This is a genomic window from Candidatus Nitrososphaera evergladensis SR1 (genome assembly GCF_000730285.1).
GTDB lineage: Archaea > Thermoproteota > Nitrososphaeria > Nitrososphaerales > Nitrososphaeraceae > Nitrososphaera > Nitrososphaera evergladensis.
In genome coordinates this window covers 198,130-223,153 of sequence record NZ_CP007174.1, presented here as the reverse complement: position 1 = coordinate 223,153, position 25,024 = coordinate 198,130, and the positions used below count along the sequence as shown (strand labels likewise).

At 45.1% G+C, this 25,024-nt stretch carries 29 protein-coding genes and 1 pseudogene; 19 read left to right on the top strand and 11 right to left on the bottom strand.

From position 1 onward, the window contains the following. Nucleotides 1-181: 181 nt before the first annotated feature. The 7 genes and pseudogenes from NTE_RS01175 (at nt 182) to NTE_RS01140 (ending at nt 6,550) form a co-directional block, all read left to right on the top strand. A complete protein-coding gene (locus NTE_RS01175) occupies nt 182-1,723 on the top strand; it encodes a hypothetical protein (RefSeq protein WP_148699362.1) in 1,542 nt (513 codons plus the stop codon). Between the two features lie 242 nt (nt 1,724-1,965). After that, entirely contained in the window at nt 1,966-2,304 is a 339-nt protein-coding gene (locus NTE_RS01170; RefSeq protein ID WP_148699361.1) for a phosphomannose isomerase type II C-terminal cupin domain, read from the top strand. Between the two features lie 71 nt (nt 2,305-2,375). Beyond that, nucleotides 2,376-2,801, top strand: a complete 426-nt coding sequence (locus NTE_RS01165) for a hypothetical protein (protein WP_148699360.1) — start codon at nt 2,376-2,378, stop codon at nt 2,799-2,801. 1,237 nt (nt 2,802-4,038) lie between these two features. Then, a complete protein-coding gene (locus NTE_RS01160) occupies nt 4,039-4,317 on the top strand; it encodes an AbrB/MazE/SpoVT family DNA-binding domain-containing protein (protein WP_148699359.1) in 279 nt (92 codons plus the stop codon). Nucleotides 4,318-4,342: 25 nt separating this feature from the next. Beyond that, complete coding sequence (locus NTE_RS01155) at nt 4,343-4,783, top strand: type II toxin-antitoxin system VapC family toxin (protein WP_148699358.1); 441 nt, start codon at nt 4,343-4,345, stop codon at nt 4,781-4,783. Between the two features lie 367 nt (nt 4,784-5,150). Continuing rightward, nucleotides 5,151-5,635 (top strand): annotated as a pseudogene (locus NTE_RS17490) (cation:proton antiporter domain-containing protein); the annotation flags it as partial. A 336-nt stretch (nt 5,636-5,971) separates the two neighbouring features. Continuing rightward, the gene (locus NTE_RS01140; protein ID WP_148699355.1) at nt 5,972-6,550 is read left to right on the top strand and encodes a hypothetical protein; all 579 of its coding nucleotides are present in this window, start codon (nt 5,972-5,974) and stop codon (nt 6,548-6,550) included. A gap of 253 nt (nt 6,551-6,803) precedes the next feature. Here NTE_RS01140 and NTE_RS01135 read toward each other — a convergent pair whose 3' ends face one another. The 3 genes from NTE_RS01135 to NTE_RS01125 form a co-directional block, all read right to left on the bottom strand. Further along, a complete protein-coding gene (locus NTE_RS01135; protein WP_148699354.1) occupies nt 6,804-7,034 on the bottom strand; it encodes a hypothetical protein in 231 nt (76 codons plus the stop codon). A gap of 186 nt (nt 7,035-7,220) precedes the next feature. Next, nucleotides 7,221-7,619 carry a type II toxin-antitoxin system VapC family toxin gene (locus NTE_RS01130; RefSeq protein WP_148699353.1) on the bottom strand — a complete coding sequence of 133 codons (399 nt, stop codon included), beginning with the start codon at nt 7,617-7,619 and terminating at the stop codon, nt 7,221-7,223. A gap of 6 nt (nt 7,620-7,625) precedes the next feature. After that, nucleotides 7,626-7,853: an antitoxin VapB family protein gene (locus NTE_RS01125; RefSeq protein WP_148699352.1), complete on the bottom strand. Its 228-nt coding sequence runs from the start codon at nt 7,851-7,853 to the stop codon at nt 7,626-7,628. 302 nt (nt 7,854-8,155) lie between these two features. Here NTE_RS01125 and NTE_RS01120 point away from each other — a divergent pair, with 302 nt between their 5' ends. Both NTE_RS01120 and NTE_RS01115 read left to right on the top strand, forming a co-directional pair. Then, on the top strand, nt 8,156-8,389 hold the full coding sequence (locus tag NTE_RS01120; protein ID WP_148699351.1) for an antitoxin VapB family protein: 234 nt from the start codon (nt 8,156-8,158) through the stop codon (nt 8,387-8,389). 2 nt (nt 8,390-8,391) lie between these two features. Then, complete coding sequence (locus NTE_RS01115) at nt 8,392-8,811, top strand: type II toxin-antitoxin system VapC family toxin (protein WP_226987102.1); 420 nt, start codon at nt 8,392-8,394, stop codon at nt 8,809-8,811. 582 nt (nt 8,812-9,393) lie between these two features. Here the strand turns inward: NTE_RS01115 and NTE_RS01110 are convergent. Beyond that, entirely contained in the window at nt 9,394-10,170 is a 777-nt protein-coding gene (locus tag NTE_RS01110; protein WP_338031178.1) for a metal-dependent hydrolase, read from the bottom strand. A gap of 1,027 nt (nt 10,171-11,197) precedes the next feature. On the opposite strand from NTE_RS01110, the gene NTE_RS01105 reads away from it, so the two are divergent. Next, nucleotides 11,198-12,268, top strand: coding sequence for a class I SAM-dependent methyltransferase (locus tag NTE_RS01105; protein ID WP_148699349.1), 1,071 nt, complete (start codon nt 11,198-11,200; stop codon nt 12,266-12,268). A 39-nt stretch (nt 12,269-12,307) separates the two neighbouring features. Next, entirely contained in the window at nt 12,308-12,778 is a 471-nt protein-coding gene (locus NTE_RS01100) for a pyridoxamine 5'-phosphate oxidase family protein (protein WP_148699348.1), read from the top strand. Nucleotides 12,779-13,527: 749 nt separating this feature from the next. Here the strand turns inward: NTE_RS01100 and NTE_RS01095 are convergent. Together NTE_RS01095 and NTE_RS01090 are read right to left on the bottom strand one after the other, a co-directional pair. Then, entirely contained in the window at nt 13,528-13,950 is a 423-nt protein-coding gene (locus NTE_RS01095) for a PIN domain-containing protein (protein WP_148699347.1), read from the bottom strand. After that, nucleotides 13,947-14,231, bottom strand: coding sequence for an AbrB/MazE/SpoVT family DNA-binding domain-containing protein (locus tag NTE_RS01090; protein ID WP_148699346.1), 285 nt, complete (start codon nt 14,229-14,231; stop codon nt 13,947-13,949). The genes NTE_RS01095 and NTE_RS01090 overlap by 4 nt, the downstream gene beginning before the upstream one ends. Before the next feature lie 374 nt (nt 14,232-14,605). On the opposite strand from NTE_RS01090, the gene NTE_RS01085 reads away from it, so the two are divergent. After that, nucleotides 14,606-14,998, top strand: a complete 393-nt coding sequence (locus NTE_RS01085) for a hypothetical protein (protein ID WP_148699345.1) — start codon at nt 14,606-14,608, stop codon at nt 14,996-14,998. 158 nt (nt 14,999-15,156) lie between these two features. Here the strand turns inward: NTE_RS01085 and NTE_RS01080 are convergent, their stop codons facing one another. Genes NTE_RS01080 through NTE_RS01070 form a run of 3 tightly spaced genes read right to left on the bottom strand, consistent with a single transcriptional unit; the run spans nt 15,157 to nt 18,577 of the window. Next, the gene (locus NTE_RS01080) at nt 15,157-16,578 is read right to left on the bottom strand and encodes a glycosyltransferase family 2 protein (protein ID WP_148699344.1); all 1,422 of its coding nucleotides are present in this window, start codon (nt 16,576-16,578) and stop codon (nt 15,157-15,159) included. After that, a complete protein-coding gene (locus tag NTE_RS01075) occupies nt 16,571-18,331 on the bottom strand; it encodes a TackOD1 domain-containing metal-binding protein (RefSeq protein ID WP_148699343.1) in 1,761 nt (586 codons plus the stop codon). Before NTE_RS01075 ends, NTE_RS01080 begins: the two co-directional genes overlap by 8 nt. Nucleotides 18,332-18,355: 24 nt before the next feature. Next, a complete protein-coding gene (locus tag NTE_RS01070) occupies nt 18,356-18,577 on the bottom strand; it encodes a cupredoxin domain-containing protein (RefSeq protein ID WP_148699342.1) in 222 nt (73 codons plus the stop codon). Nucleotides 18,578-18,925: 348 nt separating this feature from the next. On the opposite strand from NTE_RS01070, the gene NTE_RS01065 reads away from it, so the two are divergent. The 3 genes from NTE_RS01065 (at nt 18,926) to NTE_RS01055 (ending at nt 20,182) form a co-directional block, all read left to right on the top strand. Beyond that, on the top strand, nt 18,926-19,189 hold the full coding sequence (locus tag NTE_RS01065; protein WP_148699341.1) for a hypothetical protein: 264 nt from the start codon (nt 18,926-18,928) through the stop codon (nt 19,187-19,189). Further along, complete coding sequence (locus NTE_RS01060) at nt 19,168-19,632, top strand: type II toxin-antitoxin system VapC family toxin (RefSeq protein ID WP_148699340.1); 465 nt, start codon at nt 19,168-19,170, stop codon at nt 19,630-19,632. Before NTE_RS01065 ends, NTE_RS01060 begins: the two co-directional genes overlap by 22 nt. 283 nt (nt 19,633-19,915) lie before the next feature. After that, the gene (locus tag NTE_RS01055; protein WP_148699339.1) at nt 19,916-20,182 is read left to right on the top strand and encodes a hypothetical protein; all 267 of its coding nucleotides are present in this window, start codon (nt 19,916-19,918) and stop codon (nt 20,180-20,182) included. Between the two features lie 57 nt (nt 20,183-20,239). On the opposite strand, the gene NTE_RS01050 is transcribed toward NTE_RS01055, so the two are convergent. Beyond that, nucleotides 20,240-20,647 carry a carboxymuconolactone decarboxylase family protein gene (locus NTE_RS01050; protein ID WP_148699338.1) on the bottom strand — a complete coding sequence of 136 codons (408 nt, stop codon included), beginning with the start codon at nt 20,645-20,647 and terminating at the stop codon, nt 20,240-20,242. 228 nt (nt 20,648-20,875) lie between these two features. Continuing rightward, nucleotides 20,876-21,211 (bottom strand): cupin domain-containing protein, encoded by a 336-nt coding sequence (locus tag NTE_RS01045; protein WP_148699337.1) that lies wholly within the window; start codon nt 21,209-21,211, stop codon nt 20,876-20,878. Nucleotides 21,212-21,591: 380 nt separating this feature from the next. Between NTE_RS01045 and NTE_RS16175 the strand changes: the two genes are divergently transcribed. The 4 genes from NTE_RS16175 to NTE_RS01025 all read left to right on the top strand — a co-directional run bounded on the left by NTE_RS16175 (nt 21,592) and on the right by NTE_RS01025 (nt 24,912). Further along, entirely contained in the window at nt 21,592-21,756 is a 165-nt protein-coding gene (locus NTE_RS16175) for a hypothetical protein (protein WP_158384936.1), read from the top strand. Nucleotides 21,757-21,921: 165 nt separating this feature from the next. After that, nucleotides 21,922-22,320: a hypothetical protein gene (locus NTE_RS01040; protein WP_148699336.1), complete on the top strand. Its 399-nt coding sequence runs from the start codon at nt 21,922-21,924 to the stop codon at nt 22,318-22,320. Between the two features lie 113 nt (nt 22,321-22,433). After that, nucleotides 22,434-22,613, top strand: a complete 180-nt coding sequence (locus NTE_RS01035; protein WP_148699335.1) for a hypothetical protein — start codon at nt 22,434-22,436, stop codon at nt 22,611-22,613. Between the two features lie 1,918 nt (nt 22,614-24,531). Further along, entirely contained in the window at nt 24,532-24,912 is a 381-nt protein-coding gene (locus NTE_RS01025) for a hypothetical protein (protein WP_148699333.1), read from the top strand. Nucleotides 24,913-25,024: the final 112 nt, after the last annotated feature.

The window sequence follows — 25,024 nt, the reverse complement described above, 5'->3', positions numbered from 1 at the left end:
GGTATGGCAGTGCGGCATATGCGGTTACTGGTCAGAGCGCATACGAAACGTGGAAAGACATAACAAGAGCATTCATGCAGGAGCCGCTGTGGTGTTGCCTGCTTATGCAACACTGGTTATCGAACCAAGCTATCGGATTACACTCTTGGGATCTCCACCCCTTGCTGCACACGATACTCGCATGGTCCCAGCAACTTTAGATGGAGAAAGGGCATCCGCTGCGAAGAAGCCATTTAGTCTGGCAGAACATATGAACTCACAATTCGAGAAGCACATAAAACCGATAGAAGAATTTCAAAAGACTCTAAACAGGATTCAAAGACTTCGAGGGATCGAAGGCTTTAGTGCGTCTATACCTATCCAACCGGCAGCTTTTCCCATCCATTATTCCCCGGTAAAGACCGTGGGAATAGAGGGCACAATATGTGACAAATGCTTTACCATTGTTCTGACGCATATCCCACATAGCCCAAGACCTGAAGAGTTCCAGCTGCCCATAGAGTCATCACACGGCTGTAAAGGAGAACGAGAGTTTCCTTCCAAAATCGCGAGGGAAGATGAGAAGCTGCTGGTTCAGGAAAAAATGGTAAACAAGCTATTTGAAGAAGTAAAGATGTGGCTCAAGGACAAGGAAATTGTACTTGAAGTAGAGAAACTTGAAGATGATTATACACCGCACTCATCAGCTTCCGTAATTACATACAAGCCAGAATCAGCGGATCTTGATTTACTGGCTCGGGAAGCCTGCACAATGCCAATCAACGATGAAGAGCTAAAATCCTTCCTGAAAGATGCACATTCGACAATTGGAATCTATAAAGAAGTTGCAAAAGACTCTGAAATAAACCACTACTACCGCCTGTCAATTCAAGGCAAAGCCAGAGAAGAACCTCCGACCACAGGAGATGCTGCCACAGGTGCCGGCAACAACACCACTACCACCAACGCTACTGCCGCCATCGCTTCTGCCTCAAACGGCACTCCTGAGAACAAATGGGAGGAGCACAAAAAGGCGACGACGGCGACTCTTAAAGAAAAGCAGCAAGAGGCAACAGATGACCCGTCTTCAGGAGGCGGTTCCAGCAAGACAAGCAACGAGACAACAAAAACAGCAGCAGAAGCAACCACCTCTCCAAAATTCGGAGGAATAGATCTTGTAGTATGCAACGAATGCTGTAATCCATATGTCATACCGATCTTTATCCCCAGAAACCCTGAACTTGAGAAGCTGTTTCATTACCAATGTCCTGGAAAGGCAATGTTCGAGTCAGAAGAGGCAAGGCTAGAACGGGTAAGGAAGTCAGAAGCTGACGGAGTACAACTGCTCTTTGAAGCAGCAAGAATATGCATGCCCGAAGGCAAAATTGCACTAGCTGTGACCAAGATCGAGCCGCGCAACCCAAGTCTTGCAAAATATGCAATACAGCATGACGGAAAAGATCCCGGACATTATCTCTCTAGAGCTGCAAAGGATGGCATAGCTTCCTTGGACGAAAACGAACTGCGCGACTTTCTTGCCCACAACAAATCAACCTACGGATACTATGAGATACCTTCCAACGGAGAACAGTATTTTGCTGCTATCATTCAGAACCAAACAAAAGAAGCAAATGCTACAAAATCCCTTCCCGGTGACAGAGAGGTCACAACAACGTCCACGACAAAGGAAGCAAACAGGGTTCCGAACAAAGATATGAAGTCAGAGCAAGGGGAGCTACTTTAGAGACAGATACTGACGGTCCAATAACTTCTGATACTACTACACCAACGATAGTTAATGATGGGACTCGCCAGCCAGATTCAGAATCCAGCAATGAAGTTGAGGATCTAAATAAATAGGGAAAAAGATCCCTCTCTTCCAGAGATGTATAGAAATTGGCTCAAGTTTTCATCCGTACGGGTTGTCGTCATTCCCCATCAAATGAGCCATATTCTTAATAATGGCTTGCATAGAACAATTCTTCTGTGATCTCTACTGAAACGCGCCCGTGGGGCCACTTTGAACGTTTTACACTTAACGAACCTTGCACTGTCAAGCTGGTATATGTTGATGGCGACAAGCGCCTCAGCCTTCAGTACCACAACAACCGCTCTGAATTCTGGAAGGTGGTCAAGGGCCCGGTGAAAGTACAGATAGGTGAAGAAAAAAAACTGTTGCAGACAGGTGACACCATTACTATACCAAAGGGCACAGTTCACAGGCTAGAGGGAGCAGGGACAGATGCCATCATACTAGAGATCTCCAAGGGAGACTTTGACGAGACTGACATTGTAAGAATAGAGGATGACTACAAGAGAGCCTGACTTTTCAAGTTGCAGATAATTCCTTAAAACTAGTTGAACTTATATAAGAAAGTAAGGCACTCCTATACAAAGTGAAGATAGGCAAAGCAATTTCTATCGAACTGGATGATGGTCAGAGATTAAGTCTTTCTTTGAAAGAGGCAGGTGAGCTTTACCTCAAACTTGGAAAAATGTTAACATACGACAGAGAGGCCGGAAAAAACAAAAGTGGCAGAAAATCCAGAACCACCTTTGCCAGGTCATCTAATACAACGGTCACTTTGAGTGACGCCAAGAGACAAGAGATACTGGCGCACCTCAACAAGCAGATATCAGATACCCCTAGGACCCTTACGAACCTCCTGAAAGGCGCAAAATATTCTCCCAGTCAGCTACCTCTTATACGAAACATGGTTGAGAGTCAGCAGAGCATCAAAGCAAAGGCCAAAGGAAAGAGAATCCTGTATCTCAGAAAGAGAATCAAGGCGATAGCCACAAAGGCAGCGAAGGGAACATAAAGAGGAGCGTCATCAGTAGGCGCAGCCTAAAGCTGTTTGCGAATACTTCATTTTTCTTCTTCTTCTCATTTGTCATAGCCAATAGACATGCGTGCAGAGGTGCATAAACTCATATTCCATTGCCAAGCCTTCCACAGATAGTAGACACACTCAAAAAAAGCGACCATTGGGTGGCTTACCAGAAACATCTTTTGTCGTCAGCTACCCTCATTTAGCTATGCATAGTTTTGAAAGCGCAGAGGCACCTCTTTTGATGCCTCTTCAAAATCCCATGGGAATCTATGCCCCTCCAAAAGTAATTCGTCGATTTGCCAAACTTCACTGCCTTTCGCCTGCCTTGCCTAGCAAGCGGGGGAGGGGGCATAACTGATGCCACAATACTAGAGACAGCAACAGGCGATTTTAAAGAGACAGACATAATAAGACTGGAGGATGACTACAAGAGGGCAGGTTCTGCTGGCCCAAATGAATGATTGTTTGAGAGAATAATAATCATCATCGTTCTAACACCATCTATTAGGACGAACTCAAAGGCTCTCTGGCTCCGAAATGCTCGCAAAATAGTGGGCGCGGATTGTCATAGAGTTCGTTCGGAACTTATACTTCTATAGTACAGAAGGGACTTGAACGTGAGCGCGGCAAGGAGAGAATTATCGAAAAGCACGCAGGTGTGCAGACACATACACACACATGCATACACACCCTGCAAGGCAAATTGCTTGTACTCTACACAGCACAAGCATGAAACGGGATAGAACAATTGAAAGAGGTGCGTCTATTTGGGAGCTACTAACACTCTTTCACTATTTCAATTGCGAAACCCGCTCAAAACAATGTCTCCTCTGCTTTTCTGCCTTGTCAAGGTCGCAGATGGACGCAAGATATGATCAAGAGTTATCACTATATAGTAATCATCCATAATAATCTTCTTTGCTTGTAACCACTTTTGCGCTCAGCAACTTGCCTGAGAGGAGTCACACACACGCATATTCGGGAGAAAACTAGACCAGGATTTGAAGGAAGGCGGCTGACACATCCTCTACCCCGCAGTTCTTGTAAGCGCTATTGTTGTTGGTGGCGGTGATCATGATGACGATGACGCCACGGCTTTATCCAACTCTTTCTACCAGAATTCCCTTCACTTTTTCAAATTCGGGATTTGAACCGGTATTGAAACTAGTTTAACTTTTGCGACCACCCGTAAAACATAAAGGCTACAAAGTATAACCTTACACATATGCAAAAGGTGAAGGTATCTCCAAAGGGACAGGTGGTGATCCCAAAACCACTCAGGGACAAATTTGGAATACGCAAAGGCGACGAGGTGGTGGTGAAGGAAAGCAGAAGAGGCATACTAGTCATGAAAAGAGAAGAAGATCCGCTAAAGGCGATGATAGGGTTGTTTGAAGGAAAAGCTAACAGGCCATCAACTGAGATGGTGCGAGAGATTAGGAAGCAATCAGAGGCAAGAATAAAGAAGGAAGCAAAAAAAGATCAGGCAGTTAGAGAAGGATAATGAGATGATGATGTAGCAGGTGACGATGACGACGACGGCAAAGATATTGATAGACACAGGTGTTTTTGTGAACGTACTGAACAAAGAAAAAGGGTTCGACAGTTCAGTCGAGCTCCTGGAGAAAATTAGAAGCAAAAAAATCGAAGGTTTCATTAGCGTGTTGACGATTGCAGAGATTATCTCGATATATAGTCGACTGGGCGAGGAGGAAACCATAGTTGCCAAAACAAGCATAGAGAGTCTGATTGGCGAAGACAGGATGGTTCCCATTACAAAGCAGATTGCAGAACTTGCTGGAAGGGTGAAGGCAGATTATAGGATGTCTCTTGGCGATGCATTCATGGTTGCAGCTGCCATATCGATAAATTGTGAATACGTGGTTTCGTTAGATCCGGAGATCAGGCAGGTAGACAACAAGCTAATCAAGGTCAGAACACCCAAGCAGTTGCAGGATACACCGCGTTAAGCCGCAATCTGACAGAACTTGTCAAGCTCTGTCAATAGTGGAACATCCAGCATCATTTTTCTCTCAAGGATCTGGGCAAGAAGTTCTGACACACGCTCTGCGCCCTTACTGCGCTGGTCTTTGGGTTAATTCTCGGGAACCGGCAATTCTTTTTAGAAAAGCCGAGGTTACTAAAGAGGATCAATGGAAATTACGATGACGATAATAATAAAGAATATGCAAAGAGGTTGCCGCTTCCTCGGCAGCAGTAGCAGCAGCCGAGCCAGCCCAAACCGCACCATCCGGCGGCAACATGATGGTAACGACTAATACTGTTACTGCTAGAACAACAATAACAACATCATCGTCGTCGTTGTCGTCGCCTTCGCTAACTGACCCATTCCACGAGCGCCTCACCTTCCTTGTTAGGTCTTTCTTCTTTGTGTTTGTAGGCCTCTTGGCAAGCTTTGGCAATATAGAATACTACGTTCTGGCAGGAATAGGCGTTGCAATAACGCTACTTGTAGCAAGAAAAATATGTGACAAAGATAAGTAAGTGTAACAGGTTCAAAGTTTCCTGACTTTGACAGGCTTGTCACCATCTTTATGATGCCACGCGGTCTCGCTGCGGCCGTACTTGCAACGCTCCCTCTGACGCTTGGACTGCCAAATGCAGGTGCTTATCCGCAAATTGTCTTTGTCATCATCCTCTCATCAGTCGTAATAACGACTGGTGGACTTGTAAAATATAGGAAAAGGCAGGAACAAAGCACTCAAGCGCTGCGGCGGCAAAAGAAGGAAAAGAAGGAGGAGGATCAGAAAAAGAGCTTGCTGCAGAGCTCAGCAGCTGCAAGAGAAATGATCAAAATCTAAAACACAACTGGGGAGAAAGAGAATGAGATACTATGATCCTGCCCCGATAGAAAGTAACGGCGTCCTAATGACTGCCTACTACGAATACTATATCATTCAGCACATCCTTTTTCGCTTCTTCTCCTTCTCTGTCCGGGATTTCTGTAACTTTGGTAGGTCTCTTTTGCAGGTATAACCGCAAGAAAAGCCATTTTAACAAAATTACAACTAACTATTCATGGGCGCAATAAGGTCATCAACAAGCGTAGATATCACCTATGATCAGCGAATTATTGCGTTATTTACGTTCGAATCTTATGAAACTTATATAAATAGGCAATCTTGTAGTGCATAGAAGTGAAGATAGGCAAAGCAATTTCTATTGAACTGCGCGATGGCCAGAGGCTAAGCCTCTCCTTGAAGGAGACAAGGGAGCTTTACAGAAAGCTTGGAAAAATGCTGACAGACGCCAGTAAGGGAGGAAGAAGTGCAAGGAACGTAAAGGCTGCAAGAAAGAAAAAGATTAGAATTGCCGGCAAGAGATCCAGGGCGACATCAACCAAACCATCATCATCATCCAGCAAGATCATTTCCCTGAGTGACGCCAAGAGACAAGAGATCCTTGCACACCTTAACAGAGAGATATCAGCAACTCCCAGAACTCTTACAAACCTCCTAAAGGGCGTATCATACTCTGCAGGCCAGCTTCCGGCGATAAGAAGCATAATTGAAAGCCAGCAAGGAGTTAGAGCAAAGACAAAGGGCAAGAGAACCCTGTACCTCAAAAAGAAGACGATGACGACAACGGCAGCAGCGGCGATAGGAACGACAAGACGGGCAAGGGTCAAGACAGTGCCGCTGGATAAGGAAGCCAAGTCTGCGGTAGTAGAAGCACCAGCAGCAACATCGTCATCGACAACAACGACCTCTTCCTAAGGCACCGTTCTCTCCTGTCCTTCTGTTTTCGTCGTCACTTTCTTTCTTACTTTTTCAAAGACATCTTCATCATACAGATGTGTGGTAGTGGTAGTAGTCATGCTAAGAAACTGCAAGGCGCTTCCCAACACTTGTTTTGCTCCAATTTTGCCCTCATGTTAATTTGGCAAACAAGTCTTGTCGATATCAACCACAATTATACCTAAAATACGTCCACTGTCAGCTTCACGTTATTTTTGTTCATTCAATATCTTCAAAATATACTGGCAACAGTCAGGATCTTTATTTCTCTGAAACTGCCCAAGCTGATCAGGTGATCATCTCCTAAGACAATGTTTCTAGCACCGCCCACGACGGCCAGCGCGTGCGCTGTGTCAGAGAGCACAATTTCGTGGTCGCAAGGTCTATAGAGCATAAATGCACACGCATCCTGCAGGGCAAGAGGGTCGTTCTCTCTCTGTAGAGCACAATCCTCATCGGACAAGCCTACAACTTTTTTCTCCTCAAGACAGCGTAGATGTATGAGCGGCATTACAGGCTGCAAGAGCAGCTAATTCCAGAAAGAGCTTGCGCGGCTTTCCGTTAACCCTTCGGGTCATAGGTAATAATAACGAGACAACACTCATGACCCAATAACTTTGCAGTATCTTTTAATAAAAGTACGTGCGCACTACCAGCCTTCTACCTGCAGCCCGGGCACGCGCTCAAAGTGCTTCCTGTTCTTTGTGACAAGGGGCTGCTTGTTTGAAAGAGCGATGCTCGCAATGAGAAGGTCTGTTTCGCCAATTGGCTTTGACTTTATTGTCGTAGCATCAAGCTCGCCCACCATTCTTGCAGACTCGCGGTCAAGCGTAATCAACTCCAGCAAATCCAGCAGCCGTTTTACTTTGGCAGCTTCCTTTTGCCCGTCTTTAGACCGGTATGCGCCCTTCCACAGTTCTGCTGCATTTACTGTCGTTGTAATGGCCGCAGTATCCCCGTCTCCTACTTGGATGTCCTCAAGCTTTTTTATTGCGTCCGGATCTTTCTGTAGGAATGCTATCAAAAAGTCGGTGTCAAAGCAGACCATTCTGGATCAGAGCTTTGCATCGCGCAGCTGAAAGTTTTTCCTGAACTCGCTGCTGGCCTCTTTCATATGCCTTGCTGTTTCAGGGCTGATTGGCTCAAAATCCTCTTCCCGCACCAAGTCAAGTAAATTTGCAACGCTTCCTTTCTCCGAGCTGAGCCGGAGTATTACGTCTGTGAAGGACTCGTTCTTCCTCTTCCTTCTTTTCAGTACTTCGTATGCTTTTTCAGAGATCATTATTGTCTTTGAGGCCAGGTTTCGTCACCAAATATGTATACATATCTGTATACATATAAGGTTTCCCTCCTGACGACAAGAACAAGCTTGTATAAGCGGAATGCAGCTGCGTATGCACGCCTAGATGGTTGTCCTATCAAAAAGACGCATGCTTTTTCGTCGTTCCTATCCAGGTCTATGAGACAGTCGTGTCTAGGCAGACCAAAGACATCTTGAACCGAGAAAGGGCCCTGGCTATTTTCCCCATTTTTGGGAGGGTTTCAAAGGGTTAAATACACATATGTGTATTATATGTTCTTGGCATGCCTACAAGGACGCTATCCATCACAGAGGAAGCATACATGGCGCTAAAAGCCTCCAAGAAGGAAGGAGAGTCGTTCACAGATGTCATTCTTAGGCTGACTGGGAACAAGGGCAGCGCTAAAAGGCTGCTTGAGATGATGGACGAGATGCATTCGCCAGAGCTGGCAGACAACATTGAACAAGCAAGCAAGGAGTTTAGAAAGAACTTCAAGACCCGTGACGTAGAGCTTTAGCAGTGGCGGAGAAAAAGAGAGAAGGAAGGAAGAAGAAAATGGTCTGCTTTGACACTGACTTTTTGGTTGCTTATATTAGAAAGGACCCTGCAGCTAAATGCAAATTAGAAGAGCTGGAATCCACACAGGAGCCCCTGCACACCACAATAATAAACGCCTTCGAGCTGTACAAGGGGGCATACAAATCAAAGGATTCCAATACAGAACTTGCCAGGGTCGACAAGCTGCTGGACGCCTTCTTTTTGCTTGCTCTCGATAGGGACTCTGCAAAGGCTGCCGGGGCTCTCAACGACAAGTCCAACCCTATAGGCGAATCTGATCTTTTGATAGCCAGCATTGTCCTTGCAAACAAGCAGGTCTTGATTACTAGAAACAAGAAACACTTTGAACGCATCTCTGGATTGAAGGTAGAAGACTGGTAACAAGAGATAGAGAGAGTTTTTGCATGAAAGAAACACATCAGCATCTTGTCTACACTTGGCAAATCAAGTCAAGAGGGCAACGACTACTACCACCACCACTACCACTTCTGATGATGTCAATCCAAAAACTGACCCTTATTTTGACTAGTCTTCTTCTTCTTCTTCTGCTGCTGTCGCCCTGGCAAGGCTTGTCTACATATGCCTATGCCTGCTTCGAGTTCTTGAATCTCCGGATGATGATGATGATGACCCTCTGCGGGCAGTAATAACAACACTATCATCGTAGCATTTTTCGCAAAGCTCGTTATACACTACTTCAACGCGTTTGTGGCACCGCAAGCAATACAACAACTTTTATTCTCTCACACCCGCTCCTTTTCATTCATTACTATTAGCCCAGATTCAGAATTCCATATCGACCGTGCCGATTCCAGAGTTAATTCATGGCCTATTATGTAATGACCTATGAACTGCTTCTCATTGTCGAGTGGTATACCACAAAACTGGCATCTGATCCCAGGCATCTTGCTCTACAATTATCGCATACACATATTCATCAATATATGTAGTACATCTAATAAATTACACATCTCTGACCGTCTCTTCTCTTGAAGAGGGCTCCGGCTTTGCATTTTCTCTAGATACCAGTATCATAAATGATACGAGCGCCAGCGCAGAAAGGTGCAGGATAACAAAGAGGGCAACTTCAAGGTCCGATTCGATGAACAGGCGCGGAATTGATTTCATTTCTTGCAGCAAGTACGCAAACGACACCAATAAAGACAGCATCAACAGGGCATAGCAGACCTTGTCGACTTTGCCAAAGCCAAACAAGTGCAGCCTATAGAGAGAATAATAATTGTTTGACCGTTGGCCAAAACTCTCCGATTGTTTTCGTGTTTTGCCAAATGACCCTTTCATGACGATGGCAGCCACTGCGGCCACGAGCACGATTTCTAGCGCCAGATGATAAACTGACCCATAAGCGATGCCGATACCAACAGGAATGGTGCCAAATGGATATGCTACGTTGAGGGTTCCAACAATTATGTCGTCAAACAAGTGCTGTGCATACGCAAGTGCATATGCCAGCGAGGCTGCCAGAGTCTGCTTTAGGGGCCACCTTGCCACTACAAATATTGCAGGAGCCACCAGAAACGCGGAAAGAATGACGCTATGGGTGAACGTCTTGTGAGGTATTATCCCGAAAGCTTGAAACACAATATCAGTATCCGGCAAGATTCCAAGAAGCATAACAAGTGCCAAGGCGATTTTTGTTGTCCCGGCTAATCTTCTCCTTTTATCTTCAGAAGTAACGAGCATTCTAGATACTGCATATGCAATGAGAAAGGCAACCATTGCATGACCCACTAGAAACAACTGTTGCTACCGGATACACACTAGCATTTGACCATTTATAGCCATAAACGATCAGGTACATGCGAGCACACACGCACACGATCTCCCAACGGAAAGCCCAAACCGCAAGATCATCCAGATATCCATCATTTGGACTCCTTTTACGGCTATTCTTCTTTCTCCCGTTGTGAAGCTGAATTGCGGGGCGTAGCCATGAAAGCCTACCTTTGTAGACACACAATTTCATGGCTACACCTCCATACATACTTGCGTACATGCGTACATGCGTACATGCGTACATGCGTACAGATCGAAGGATCTGGGTACATGCGCGACAGCTATGGCCGATCCCGGCAAATAGAGGTCGGCTTGAAGTTGTCTTGCATGCGGCTATTATAACCCAGAGAGCACGGTGCAGAGAGGGAGAGGGAGAAGGAGAGGGGCGGATGGCCGAGGAAGGAGAGAAAAAGGAACACGTAGGCATTATCTCAAAGCCAAATAGTTGTGTCACCTATGCCGCCTCACTCTTCCTCCCATTATCACAGACTTGGAAGTAGCACTTCTATAGTTGTCGACTTGACTTTTTCCAGTGCACGTCAATGTCCCACGCATTAGTGCTCCAGAATTGTGCCGGCAGATTGCGGGCACCTGGATAATAAAACATGCCCGCGATAGGCAGAATCAGGCAGGCATGAGAAGCAAAAGGACAACACGCATTGATAGGCACGATAAAAGCAGGCAAAAGTCATGATGCGCCGTATTGTGCTTGAGCTGATGCATATGCTCTCTGCAAGCACAAATCAAAATCGCCATTTCTGGAGCGAGTCGCCGTATCTACCCATAACATTTGCGGGTATAGACAAGAGCCCCAAGATTTGTGATTTAACGGGATTGACGAACCTCACAAAAACTAAACGAGTCCATGGAAAGGATTCTTGGCATCCAACCTGGATACGATCTGGAAAATTGCTTAAATACAAAAAAATTCATTTTTGTTTTATGAATTTCGGGAGGTTTGAACGCAAAAATGTCAGTAGCAGTTGACAAGACCAAGCTGAACAAGTTCGTCGAAAAATCCGCAACTGAATGGGGCGCGGCTCTGGGCGTTTTGCTCACCTTTGCAGGGGATAGGCTGGGCCTATTCAAGGCCATGGCTGGAGCAGGACCATTGACGCCAGAAGAGTTGGCAGGGAGGACGAATACTCATCCAAGAATAATGAGAGAGTGGCTTGCCGCTCAAGCTGCTGGTGGAATTGTTACATACAACGCCGATTCTGGGACATATGAGCTACCGCAAGAACATGCAATCGCCCTGATAGATGAGAATAGTCCCGCGTACATTGCAGGAGCCTATCAGATGATAACAGGACTATTCAAAGATGAGGAAAAGATCATCGAGGCATTCAAAACCGGCAAAGGACTTGGATGGGGAGACCATCATCACTATCTGTTTCAAGCAACAGAGAGGTTCTTCAAACCAAACTATGTTGCAAATCTTACTTCAAGCTGGATTCCAGCGCTAGATGGCGTTGAAGCAAAGCTCAAAAATGGAGGTGGCGGCGCAAAAGTTGCTGACGTAGGATGCGGTCACGGTTCCTCCACCATACTAATGGCCAAAGCGTACCCAAACTCGAAAGTCATAGGCTTTGACTTTCACAAGCCGTCAATTGAATGGGCTAGAAAAGAAGCGGAAAAGGAGAGCTTGAAAAATATTACATTTGAAGTTGCAGGCTCGACAGACTATTCGGGTGACGATTATGACTTGGTCACATTCTTTGATTGCTTCCACGATATGGGCGACCCTGCCGGAGCTGCCAAGCATGTTCTGCAAACTCTGAAAAAGAAAAATGGTTCTTGGATGATAGTAGAGCCATTTGCCAACGACAAGATAGAGGATAACCTAAACCCGCTGGGAAGGCTATCTTATTCTGTTTCGACAGTGGTCTGCGTTCCATCTTCGTTAAGCGAGAATGGACCTGCGTTAGGAGCTCAGGCGGGCGAGGCTAGGATTCGGGATATAGTGACGGGAGTAGGATTCTCAAAGTTCCGCAGGGCTGCGCAGACACCATTCAATCTCGTATTTGAGGCAAAGCCGTGACCTATCATAGTCACATATGTTTGTAGGTGATGCGTTGCAATGAAAATAATCCATGCTACCCCTGGCATGGGGGCACCGATGGATGAGCAGGAACTGCGTAACTTTCTTTCCACAAGCAAACAAAATTGCAGGCTAGGAACCGTAGATGAACTTGGAGACCCAAACGTACATCCAGTGTGGTTTATCTACGAACCTCGTAGTGAAAAGATCTATATCAACACAAATGTCGATTCCAGGAAAATAGCTAACGTGAGAAAAAGAGATACAGTCTATTTCTGCATCGATGATGAAGCAATGCCGGTAAAGGGCGTAAAAGGAAAGGGAAAAACAAAGATATCTGAAAATCCAAAAGACAACCTGCCAATCGTTGAAAAGATAATGATAAAGTATCTTGGCAGCGTGGATCATCCGACTGCAAGATCCATCCTTGAGACTGTAAAAAGTGGCAAGTCAATATTGTTGGAAATCAGTCCAAGTTACTTTTCGACTTGGGACTTTGGAAAGTACTGATTGCAATCAGTACGACTTTCCAATCAAAATGTTCACTGTGACAACTGGAGGATGGCTAAAGCTTAGTGCACAATTACCTTCGTCATACCCCTTGGCAAAAGATAGACCATGTGCTCTTGCTCGCGCTCGCTGCTCCTTGGTAAGGAGTGAGCGCGCCACCGTTAGCGCATCTGAGAAAGGTGTGGAGATTAGCAAAGAGAAAAAACGAGCAGTAGCACGGACCTGCGACAGGCTTTGGAGAAAGGGATTCAGCGTAGAGACAATACAAGAGATCTACGACACTGCAGACCTGTAAGGAGATCCGTTTGAAGCCCTGAGGAAGTTATAAAAGAGTATGGTAAGTCACAGAACTTGCAGCTAACGATCTACGAGCAAGAGGAGACGATAGCCAAAAACAACACAAGAATCCAAGAACAGAAAAAGCGAATAGAGAGCATAGAGCAAAGGTATGATGGTGGCATCATAACTACGATCCAGAAACTTCTAGAACCATGGTTCTGTCGATCCAGCAAAAAGTCACAGAAGGAATTCAAAATATTTCTGAAACATACAGAGACCATATGGCAAAAATTCAACGCAAGTTTCCAACAGTTTTGCAGAGCGAGAGGCACAGCACAACAGTTTGAATGTGAATGAGCCAAAAATGACCAGGATATTGATTCTTGCAAGAAGCTTTCCAGATGGCGCAAGGCAAATTCATTCAGTGATGATGATGACGCTCTTGCTATCGCTGTGCTGCATCTTCTCCTTTACCCTACTCGTTCTGTCCTAATTCCCTTTATTCTTTCAAACTCAGGATCTGAACCAGTAACCAATGTCGACGATAGAACTTTGGCTGTCGCGGCCGCAAAGGCATATGCAAGTGAGAGAGAGAGAGAGAGAGAAGGACTGGCTTTGAGAAGAGCCGCTTCTTTCCACATAGCTGCATCCTCAGGATCACCTTTCACCGGAACTATCCTGATGCCAAAACTACGGAGGTTTCTCTCCTTCTCTTCGGCAATCTTGCTGCTCTTTCGGGCAAGAATGTAGTACAGCTCGGCAAGATTGACGACACTCATGTACCCCTTTATCTTTCCCTCAAGAACCTGTGTAAGGAGTTCTGCTACGCGCTCAGCTCCCTTTTCCTCCAAGTAGAGGATCAACATGGCCTGAGTATCAAGTACAACGCTCACTGCCTATCTTTGCCGCCTTCTTTTAGCAGACTCCTTCTGTCCTTCTTGATTTCCTCCAGCTGTGCTTCTTCAACAAGCTCTCTTGATGTCCTGTCTTCAAAGAGCGCCTTGAGCGAACCCTTTTCCATGTAAGGATCCTGCACGGGCTTTATGAGGACTCCTTCCTCGGTGTCAATAACAAGCACCTTCTTTCCAATCCGATGCTTCTTTCTAAGGGCCTTTGGAATCGTTGCTTGGCCCTTTTTTGTGACAGTGACTATGCTTTCGCCCTCTTCTACCATTTGCCAGTAATACTGTTACTAAAGTAATACTCAACTATTATGTATTAAATAGGCAGGCATGCAGAGAGAGAGAGCACAACTTCTTTTTGGTCGCAATGTTTGTGGAGGGGGAGATACACATGCGTCCTGCAGGGCTAGAAGGTCGTATTCTGTAGAAAACGACCCTCAAAGGACAAGCCTACAATTTTCCCCTCGTGTCTAATTAGAAAACAAATTTGCTCATGGAAGCCCGGCTGTCAGCAAAGGTGAGCCTGATTTGACGTGCATATAATAACATCATAGAGTATCTTCTAGAATCCCCCTTCATCGAGGTTGGATCTACGATTTGCAAAGCATCACCGTCGTCATCATTATCATTATCACAACAACAGGCGGTGGCCCCCATTATTGCCAATAATAACAGTACTACGGATAGCACTGCCATCCTTGCAGGTGCACTTTATCCATTATTTCCAAAGGGTCTAGAGCCTGATCATGAACAAGTCATTCTGGGTCTAGAAGTTAGCGTGCCAGCAATCAGCATCATATTCAATCGTTGGAAGGGCAAGCCCATCAAAGACGACATGGCCGGCAAGCCTATAGTAGAATACGATGGAAGGCCAATATTTGCAGAACTTGCCATAGTACAAATGGCGGTCAGGAGCCGCGGCGGAGGAGAAGGATGGTCAGCACTCTGGCAGGAAGCGTATCCAATTCGGCAAAGCGGTCCGCTTGTCCGCCGGCCTAAAGAGAAGAGAGGATTTTCTGGTTGCCAAATGGCGTTTTGAATATCAGCATGACTGAAAAATTGCTTAAACATTCTATCTGCACATATAGCAGTGTACTACTGTCTGCAGTAGCTTCTACACGACTCGGTGCCTAATTAGAGCCCTTCCTTTGGATTCTGCGCAAACGTTCATCTTGTGTATGGTTTTGAAGGAAGGGCTCACCAGGTCGCATCTTTCTTTAGCAATCTTTTCAAGTAGGCGTAAAGCCTAACGCAAGAGTAAAACGGGCGGTAAAAGAACACCATGATTGGCACCAGATAAACATACTTGAGGTCCTCTTTGCGAGGGGAAAAGAGGGCTGCTGTCAGGATAGCTACCAGTTCGTTACCCAGGTAAAGTAGCAACATCATCAGCATCACATAAGCGAGTCTATCACCGTATGCAGCGATTACCCATGCAAACCCAGCCATCCTTACAAACACCAAAACAATATCCATCATTATCATGTCATAAAATGCCACAACTAGTTGCCGGCGGTAGGTGTTGTACACGCCAGTTGTATCCTTGTGCTTCATAAGCACGGCAAGCTGACCGTGAGCCCATCGAATTCTTTGCCTAAGCCAGCCTTTCCAGTTGTTTGGACAATAAGTCCACGCTATGGCATTAGACGCAAAGGAAACCTTTCCTCCCGTTTTTAGTAGTTTGATGGTGAGGTCAAAATCCTCCCCAATAGTGTCCGTGTCGTACATTCCTATTTCTTTTCCAAGCGACCTTGGAAAAACGCCAAACGCTCCAGGAATTATTATCAGCATGTTCATGAGCGCATTGTAGCGCCGTCCAACCTCAAAGGCGACTAGGTACTCGTACGACTGTAGGCGTGTCAGCAGGTTTCTCTTTCCCCCGTCGCCAGCAAAAATTCTTACATTTCCAGAGACTGCAGAGACCCCACGTACGCCGAGTTGGTTGACAACTTCTTGGATGGCAGTCCTCTCCACAAGCGTATCACCATCCATTATCATGATGTAGTCTCCTGTTGCAAAAACTACTCCGTAATTGATTGCAGAAGATTTAGAGCCTTTTCCTGACTTTCTTTGGACCAACTTTATCTGGCCTTTTTGCATAAAAGGCAATGCTTCCTGGTATGTGTTATCTGTCGAGTGATCATCTACAACAATAATCTCTTTGTTCGGATAAGAGTTTTCAAGCAGAGATTGTATCGTATGTTTTATTGCAGCACCTTCGTTATGAGCAGGAACTATTATGGATATATTTGGTTCAAATCTGCCAACAACAGCACTACCACCACCACTACTACTACTGCGACTGTCACTATCAGTGGTGGTAGTAGTAGTCGTCGTACTGAATGGAGCAGATAGCGAAGAAGAAGAATAATAATGATACTCCTTTTTCCACTTTCTCAAGAAATGGTCGCTAGCTAGAATTATCGCTTTTCCCACGTTTCGTGAAATGTCGATGATAAAAGCAAACCATGTAAGTGTTATAAAATCCCAAATTGTAAGCGTAGAAATCCATGCTACAAATCCGTTGGCAAAGTTGTAAATAAAAGTCTCCACACCAGGGGAAAGAGCAAATAACAATAATGATGATGACAATGATGTTGATAACAAATCATCAAACATACTCTTGGATTTTGCTCAGCAGTTGGTCCGGGCGCTTTAGCTGTATGACAATTATTCCAAACTTTGACAGCAGATCCCTCGTTACTTGGCGCAGATCCGTAAACGTTATCGCATACGCTGTCACACGTGAACCGACCGCTCGGCTCATAGTATCGAGCTCAATTATCCTTGAATGATTCAGCTCTATGTCGTCGCCAAGAATTATCATTACAAAAATTGTATTTTCTTTGTAAGCCACGAGATCAAACTGTCCAAATTTCTGAAGTTTTGAATCCACATAATCTTCAAGTGAAATCCTAAAGCCCTTCGATGAGAGATATTCCTCGACGGACTGAAGAGGAAGTGTCTTTTGATTTAGCTCTTGAACCTTGGCGGAATTTAGCCTATACATGTACATTGACTTCCAGCCTCCTTCTGAGAGTCTAAAGGAATTATCACAGTCATGACAAACGAATCTCTGTTCAGGCGCTGGAAAAATGTTGCTACACTCTTTGCACTTGTACGCAGCTTCCGTCCTCAAGTAATCGACGCCTATTAGTTTTAACTCCTTGTTGCATTTTGGGCAAAAGAGATGCTCCTTACTGTCATTCTTTTGAAACGCAAACTCCATGTCGTTGTATCCACACCTGTTGTGCTCAATCACATCGCCTTTGATAAAGTCGCTTTTGTTACAATTGGCACAAACAAAGTATGAAACTAGGTTAGCAGAGCGGCAGCGCGGACAGCAAAGTGCAAGGCGCTTGCTGCTCTTGGTAACATAGCCAGCTCGCTCAAGCGTGGCAAATGTATCGGAAAAATCCCTTTCAGGTTCAAGTACTTGCATTTTGTAGTAGCTTGATGGTTCTACCGTCTGTTCTATGACAGAATCCTCGCTTACCATCAAGTAGTTAAGCACTTTTGCAGCCCGAGGATCCTTGAGTATTTCGTCTTTCTGTGTCTTTTGGCCTCTTTTTTGCCGTTCAACTACCGCAGTGTGAAGAGACCTAGGCAGCATCCTAATGCCCGTCTCGTTTTTAACTATATAGTCAGTTGCACCTGCTTTCATAGCAAGCTGGATACTGCGGGGATCATCTGATGCGGATATGGCTACTACTGGATAGCGCGAAGAAAACTCTTTGATTAGCTCAAGCCCACTCTCATCCGGAAGATCAGTCTCGCACAGAATAACGTCAAATTTTTCTTGGGACGAAAACAACAATTGTCTTGCTTCAGATGCATTTGACACAAGTTTTATCGACGTCATCTTCATTATCGTTGCCATTGAATCGGTTGCACGTTTTGCCAGACTTTTGTACACAAAGTCGTCCGCATCGATATAGAGGACATCTATGCTACTCAAAAAAATAAAATCCTTCTCTGAGGTATTTGCAGCAGCAGTCAGAACAGACTTTAGCTTGTTAATGATGGCAGGATCTATCTGCGTGCGATTACTACTAGTATTATTATTGTTGTTGTTGTCGTCATTGTCTTGTGTACTTCTCCGTATCTCTAGGAAAGATTCTCTGAGAAGAGATCGGATATTTTCATCCGGCACCAGTCTTCCCGATGCAAGTGCTACTACCACATTATTGACATGCATTGCAAAGGAAGCAACTTCTTCGTCTCCTTCTATTCTTGATGCAGAAATAATTCGGGTTATCTGTTGTCCAAGTTTTTCAAGCACATGGCGCTCATTTAGCAATCCACCTGCAAGACCTACTGAGCCATCAACTACAGCAAGAACCTGTTTTTTGTACTCGGATGAAAGGGTCATATGCTTTGTCTTTCGCCTCCCACTCTACGCTTCCCACATCTTCTTCCCCGGCTGACCTGACACCACAAACTTGGTTACGACAGACTGCAAATCATCTTGAGACACGGGCTTGCTAAGAACCATCTTTGTATTGTCATTTAGCATCCATTCAATGTTTTCATCAGATATCGATGAAGCTGTAAATATTACTACATTATTATTACTCGAGTTAACGAGTCCTTCTTTCTTTTTTTTCTTCCTCCTCATTTCTTTGTACATCCCTATCCGGAGCTCGGTTACTACCCGTGTCTCCTCTTTCCTCTTGGCGATTTCTTTGTCATTGCATTTATCTTCCCCAAGGCGGGTAAATCTTATAGCTGTGCCCTTTCTATAAGCTTTATCTATCTACATCGCTCTTCTGTGAGCCTCGAGGATATCTCTGCGGGGGGAGAGAGAGGGAGAGGGAGAGGGAGAGGGAGAGGGAGAGACGATCCTGTTCCATGGTGAAGTTACGTTATTTGTATAGTCAAACGCAAGTGAAGCAAAGAAGCGAATACCTTCTCGATGTATATTCGTCGGTAATATTTTTATTACCAGATATGGTAATACCATATCGTGGAAGTTTTCAGCGTCAAGGTCGACAAGCGCGTAAAGGAAAAGATGAAAAAATTCTCTCATGTAAACTGGAGCGAAATCATAAGACGAGCCTTGGCTGCAAAGATTGAAGAGGAAGAAGCAAAGGGCGCCAGCAGGACTCTGGATTTCGATGCGCTGAGCGAGGCGGCGTCGTTGACAGACAGCATACGTAAGGGTACCTCCTCCTCCAAAACATGGAACTCAACTGAGGAGATACGAAGGTGGAGAGAAGCAAGAAAATAGTAGCGCCAATAGTCGTTGTTGTTGCCGACGCCTCTGTCATCGTCAAATGGTTTGTAGACGAGGAGAACACGGAAAATGCCCTGGCATTGAGACAGCTCTACATAGATGGAAAAGTGGAGATTGCAGTTCCGCATCTACTCCCGTACGAGGTCCTAAATGCACTAAGATACAACCCGGAGTTTGGAGAAGAGCAGGTCAAGATAGCTTCCAAGGCTTTGGAAAAGTACCAGCTGTGGTTGTATCCTGTCCTAGGCGATCTGGCTGCGCTCTGCGTTCAGAATTCGTTTGCATACGGAATATCCCTCTACGATTCGTCGTACATTTCATTGGCCGAATACCTTGATGCGACTCTGTATACTGCCGATGAAAGGATTCTCGCCAAGGTGGTAATGATGAAAGGAAAGGGCGAGAACTTTAGGCACATATCCGACCTGAAGATCTAAGTGCCGAGTCTGTTTTGGAAGCGGCCACAACTCGCCATTATTACAACAAAATATTGCAGGAGCCACCAAAAGCGCAGAAAGAATAATGACGTAAGTAAACATCTGCGAGGCATTATGCCCATGGCCCGAAACACTACACATGTTAATGTTTGGCAAAACCGCCAAAAGAGTGGATAGATTTAGGTCTGTTCAAAATGGTAGAGAAAGCGGTCAGAGATAAAGCCAAAGTTTTGGCGTGTGTCCGTGAATCTATTGGGAAGTAAGCTCAAGGCAGAGGAGGAAGATGAAGAAGGAGAGGAAGATTGGCCGCGCTCCATATTTTAGGCCAGAGAGCACATACAATGATTTTGTTATTGTCTTGGCCACTTCAAGGGCAACAGAGTACGTCATGTCGGCCCCACCTTTAAAAGAAAAGTGGCGAGAAGTCCGCCGGACTTGTCCGATAGTAGTTCACTTAAGAACAAATCCCTTATTTTTGCCGCCAAAAATAGGTCATGAAATCGACGGCAAAAGCTTGGGTGCGGCGGGCGAAGACTTCTCAAATAGATGAGCAAGAATAGAAAGCAAGGAGGAGTAGCAAGCATCAGCCAAAAAAATAGGCCATTGTTTAGACAGTCTGTCGAGACTGCTTTGACAAATACTCTCCCATCGCATTGAACTCCTTCATGAATGTGCTCATGTCATAATTCAATGTGTGAAGGATTGAACTCCAAAATGTCACCTGTCCGACTAAGACGCCCACTTCTGCCAACTCTTCGTCTGTCGCACCGCTCATTTTTGCTGATGCCCTATGGAACATTTCACAGTATGGACACTTTAGTGTGGCTCCAACTGCCAAGCTAATCATTTCCCGATATTTTGGTGGGATTTTGGTCTGCCCCATCATGTATGTCTTCATAATTGGCCACATCTGGACAAGAACGTCCTGCGGTACTGCTGCCATGAAGCCCGGTATGCTCCCAAATGTTTTTTGTATCTCTCTTCTTGTTTGTTCATAAGAAACCATTTCAGTCATTGTATGCTTGGAAAAGGTTTGGATTGATTTAAGTGATTTTCCATATTGTTTCCAAATCGGGAATAAAGTCTAACAACTTTCTCTTTTCAGCATAGCAGCTATTTTACAAAATCCATTGGGGAGCTCAAATTCAAATCCCGCCCAGTCCATAGCCGTACGGGGCTAAACCTAGCTTGTTTGGCTAGGCTAAACCCTATCTAAAACCTCTTCCAAAATCTGCCGCTTGTGTTAGCTAGGAGAAATATCCAAGCCGACCACAGGCTCATTTCCAACGACATACCCGTCATGCCCTGCAGGTATGTAAAATGTGTCACCTGGTCCATATTCCATCTCTTTTCCAGAATCAACCATCCTAACCATTAACCTTCCGGAGATTATGTATCCATTGTGAGTCAGCTGACAGCTGTCTGTGTTAAACAATGGCTTCTCGCATTTTTCCCATGTCCATCCTGGTTCAAAGGTAAACTTGGTTACCTTTAGCTTGCCGATATTTGCGACTTGAACTTTTCCTTTTTCCATGTTTACGGTTTGATCCGGTTGTTGTTCGATGTTTTTCTTTTCCATTTGGCAAGCAATTCGGATGGTGATTCTTTTATCATTTCTGGAAGGAAATTAGAGAAATCCGTGATACTCGCAGCCCAAAGTTAACGGTTAAAAGCTCGGATGAAAGAGATACCCGCGTCCGTGTCCTTTTGTGAAGTCGAAAGAACGCAGGCATCTCTGTTCTTTTGTCCATACGCCACAAGCATCAGACCAGAGCCAATGTCTGGCTAGCTCTTGTGCAGCGTATGACATCACTAAAATTCCTGAGTGATTTATCCGTTAGCTTGCTTGAGGTGTCTTGCTTGGGGTAAAACATCGTCTTTTGCCAAGTTACATCTGCCGGCGACAGAGACGGCAGGACCGATACTCTATAAAATAATGATGTATTTCTTAGATACAATATGTCATCAATGATGAATGCGGACATTGAAGGAGCCAAGTTAGGTGTTGAAGTTGTAATTAGGCATGTGTCTGCCCATGCTGACTTTAGAGGGAAGATAATGCAGCTTGACAAAGATTGTACGATATGTCAGAATTACTTTGCAGACGAGCTTGCCAAACTCTAGTCACTATGCTATCTAGAAACTTAGGGATCGAGTTGCTAGATCCTGATGATTATTGTGACGGCGATAAGGGTTTATGGAAGCCAATCTTCAGGCTCTGTTTGAGGCCGTGAAGAGGAGCGACATTGAAGTCTTCGAGATCGTGGACGTGAGAAGGAGTCCCTCGAAATGCTTGCCGAACACCAAGCGAGAGGCATCATAAAAACTGGAATGTCTAGAGCTTGGAACAAGGATTTTGAATATGATAATTTTGGTACGAAGAGGGTAGTAGAGAAGGTAGCGGAGCTGCTCGCAGGAAAAGTTAACGGAGCCACCTTGAGCGTGGAAGAAGTTGAGGAGAAGATGAAAAACGGATCGGTATTAATGAATGCCATATCCGCCATCACCAACAGCAAGTATGGATTGAAGGTAGCTGATATTGTCAAGAAACCCGAACTTACCGAGATACTCATTCGTGAACGTGTCGAAAAAATTAGAGAGGAGCGGAACGCCGGAGAATGGAAACCTGATCTGGAGATCGAAAAAGTCCTTGACAAGATTTTCAAGATGATACCTGTAAACCGGTGACATGGGAAGACAAGTCGGACTGATCAACAACTGAATATGATTCATCTGTGCGATATGTAGAGTTAAGCCCCGCTTTCTCTTCCAGCTTCCCTTTTAAATTCCCACATTGAGCTATGGCCGTGACCGAGCAAATCAATGAAGAAAAACTTCTGGCCGATGTTAGCAGATACGCCAAAGCCTATGAAGCATCGGGCGAGGATCCTTTGTCTGCCTTGACAGAGGCGTTAAAGCTTGAAATGATGAAGATTTGCCAAGAAGAGCTAGCCAAACTGGATGCAGAGGCACAGCCGTAATTCATACAAGCCCTGTGGCTCGCATCGGCCATTACCATATTTTATGCAATAAGGGAGTTCTGATTGTATGCTAGGCTATTGGTCAAGCGAATGAAGTACTATATTTCATGATCTGTCACTATTTCTTATTTTATTTTGACCAAATATTTGCCTATCTTCTAATCATCTTCGCAAATGGAGAAATACTTAAAATCATTTGTTCCGAGGTATACGCCCATGAGCAATCTCAAGGCCATAATCGCTGTGGTTGCAATCGTTGCAGCCATGGGATTAGTCGCAGCAGCGGTAGTCCCAAGCGTTGTCCTCCCACAACAGGCATTTGCTGATCCTCCGCATGGAAACAGCTTTAAGCATTGCCACTCCTTCGGGCCGGGACATTCTGACGACGCTTGCAGATAATATAATAGCAGTAGTAGTGGCAGTTCGACAGAATCTCTGCTGCTACTCTCTCCCTCTTTTTCTTATTTTTATGTATTTTAGCGAAAAATCTATAGTCTACTAAGATATGCCAGAACGACATCTTTGCCTAAGGATAGTGTCGCTACCGGCGCTAGCTATTTTAGTACTTATTCTGTAGCTCTATAGCTCATTCTTATTACTGGAGAGAGATCTTGAAAAGACACTAGCGCCACTAGGAACAGCCCTCCTCCATCCGCCACCCCACGCCTCACCCTCAACCTCGCCCGTCCTGAGGCGGGGCTCGGCAGGCTCGCTTCCAGCTGGTCTGCTTATATATCGCTTAACAACCCGGAAACCAACCACCGGGACACTGATGTGTACTCCTTCTTATTGCTTCAGCCTTTTGCAGCACGCCTTGCGTTCCCGGCACTTCAAGGATTGCCAATGTGTATACAGCCAAACCTGCAAGCATTGACACACAAAGCATCATTGCTAATGTCTCTAACTTTGCCATCAGCATAAGCAGCAAGACGTTTTATTAAAAGATACAAGGAACCTGGAGCCTGCTTTGATTAACTATATTAAGAGAAGAGAATGTGGATATGGCTTTTGGCACACCCTCATCGCCCGCCGGCCTCAGAGCCTACTTTTCATCAACCAACTCTTCCCGTGAGCTAGTATCAGCTTGCTTCCTCTGAATAGTAAATCTGTAAATCATCAGCAAAAGAATACCGCTAAACTAACCGCTCCCAAGCTGGCAAAGTTGTCTATGCCATGAACATATGGCAATAGGATACTCTTGCCCATATCATACATTGCCTGAGAAAGTAAAGAAATGATTGTAGCAATTAGAATCAAGAACCAATCCTTTGTTGAGAGAGTCATCCTAGGAGGCTGATTTGGCACGACACCATTATTCCAAGTCAATATATAAGATTTGCATAGAAGAACAAAAGTCAAGAGCATCGCGTATAATGTTCTACTTGGGACTATGGTATTTTGTAGACATTGTGGTAAAGAACTGCCCATGGATGTCGGTGCTTACTGCACGTTTTATGTAAAAGCGACAAGAGAACCTTCCATGACTCCAGAAGAGACGCAGAGAACTGACTTTGTGCCCAAGCAAAAGAGTCTCGGGCTAGCGATTCTTCTGTCGGTGCTAATCTCTGGACTGGGTCAGATCTATCTTGGATTCGTGAAACGTGGCGTTCTGATACTGGCGGGAGGAATTGGTTATAGTGCGGCGGTTAACTTCCTATTGGGTCCTTACCTAGATTGGCTGACAATAGCGTTAATTCTGCCTTTTTTCATCTGGCAAGTATACGACACCTACAAGTTATACAAACTACGGAGCATGGTCTAGGACAGTGAAACTTTGGAAGTCCTTGCATACTCGAATCGAAGGTTCCAACGGTAGTCGTTGCCCTCCCCTGTGGCTCGCCCACGCCGTCCCTATCGCCTTTTTGATCATTCAGTTTCTAAATACGGAGAGTCCAAGCCATGTGGATACTCTTAAGAATTGGCTTTCTATCATTATTCAGGGGCCCTCATGGACGAACTTTCTCTTGAATCGATAGTTAAATCTGACGAGGATGTGCTAATTGCCGCGCTGCTTGAAGCAGACGAACCCGTAGACTGGTACGTTAGAGAAGGTACGCCAGTTCCTAACGAGCAAACATGGAAACAATTGGCCTTCAGAGCGCAGATCGTAACCTCAATGACAGAAAGTGCGAGAGACTACTTGGGAGATCTTGAATATGTGAGCGCCAGCTATAAGTTTGGACAAGTCTTCCTTTTTCCAACAGGCGTGCAGAAGGTCTTGTGTCTAGTCACCAAATCAGGCAAACAGAAAATTGGTCTAATAGAGAATATTCAACAGCGTATCACAAAGATGGAATAGCAAACGAAATATCTTTAGGGATTTTTTTATTTCAGCACTGATTGAACCGGATACGAAGGATGGCCAAAGATGGGCTCTAACAGATACTTGCCGAAATATTGCTTTCTAGATA

Coding starts and splice junctions, on each gene's coding strand:
- NTE_RS01075 (WP_148699343.1), bottom strand. CDS start 18,331: ATGACCCTTTCATCCGAGTACAAAAAACAGGTTCTTGCTGTAGTTGAT.
- NTE_RS01110 (WP_338031178.1), bottom strand. CDS start 10,170: ATGGTTGCCTTTCTCATTGCATATGCAGTATCTAGAATGCTCGTTACT.
- NTE_RS01120 (WP_148699351.1), top strand. CDS start 8,156: ATGCCTACAAGGACGCTATCCATCACAGAGGAAGCATACATGGCGCTA.
- NTE_RS01130 (WP_148699353.1), bottom strand. CDS start 7,619: ATGGTCTGCTTTGACACCGACTTTTTGATAGCATTCCTACAGAAAGAT.
- NTE_RS01090 (WP_148699346.1), bottom strand. CDS start 14,231: ATGGTAGAAGAGGGCGAAAGCATAGTCACTGTCACAAAAAAGGGCCAA.
- NTE_RS01175 (WP_148699362.1), top strand. CDS start 182: ATGGTCCCAGCAACTTTAGATGGAGAAAGGGCATCCGCTGCGAAGAAG.
- NTE_RS01155 (WP_148699358.1), top strand. CDS start 4,343: ATGACGACGACGGCAAAGATATTGATAGACACAGGTGTTTTTGTGAAC.
- NTE_RS01050 (WP_148699338.1), bottom strand. CDS start 20,647: ATGACTGAAATGGTTTCTTATGAACAAACAAGAAGAGAGATACAAAAA.
- NTE_RS01045 (WP_148699337.1), bottom strand. CDS start 21,211: ATGGAAAAGAAAAACATCGAACAACAACCGGATCAAACCGTAAACATG.
- NTE_RS01100 (WP_148699348.1), top strand. CDS start 12,308: ATGAAAATAATCCATGCTACCCCTGGCATGGGGGCACCGATGGATGAG.
- NTE_RS01055 (WP_148699339.1), top strand. CDS start 19,916: ATGAAGAAGGAGAGGAAGATTGGCCGCGCTCCATATTTTAGGCCAGAG.
- NTE_RS01160 (WP_148699359.1), top strand. CDS start 4,039: ATGCAAAAGGTGAAGGTATCTCCAAAGGGACAGGTGGTGATCCCAAAA.
- NTE_RS01035 (WP_148699335.1), top strand. CDS start 22,434: ATGGCCGTGACCGAGCAAATCAATGAAGAAAAACTTCTGGCCGATGTT.
- NTE_RS01070 (WP_148699342.1), bottom strand. CDS start 18,577: ATGAGGAGGAAGAAAAAAAAGAAAGAAGGACTCGTTAACTCGAGTAAT.
- NTE_RS01105 (WP_148699349.1), top strand. CDS start 11,198: ATGTCAGTAGCAGTTGACAAGACCAAGCTGAACAAGTTCGTCGAAAAA.
- NTE_RS01040 (WP_148699336.1), top strand. CDS start 21,922: ATGCTTGCCGAACACCAAGCGAGAGGCATCATAAAAACTGGAATGTCT.
- NTE_RS01125 (WP_148699352.1), bottom strand. CDS start 7,853: ATGATCTCTGAAAAAGCATACGAAGTACTGAAAAGAAGGAAGAGGAAG.
- NTE_RS16175 (WP_158384936.1), top strand. CDS start 21,592: ATGTCATCAATGATGAATGCGGACATTGAAGGAGCCAAGTTAGGTGTT.
- NTE_RS01080 (WP_148699344.1), bottom strand. CDS start 16,578: ATGTTTGATGATTTGTTATCAACATCATTGTCATCATCATTATTGTTA.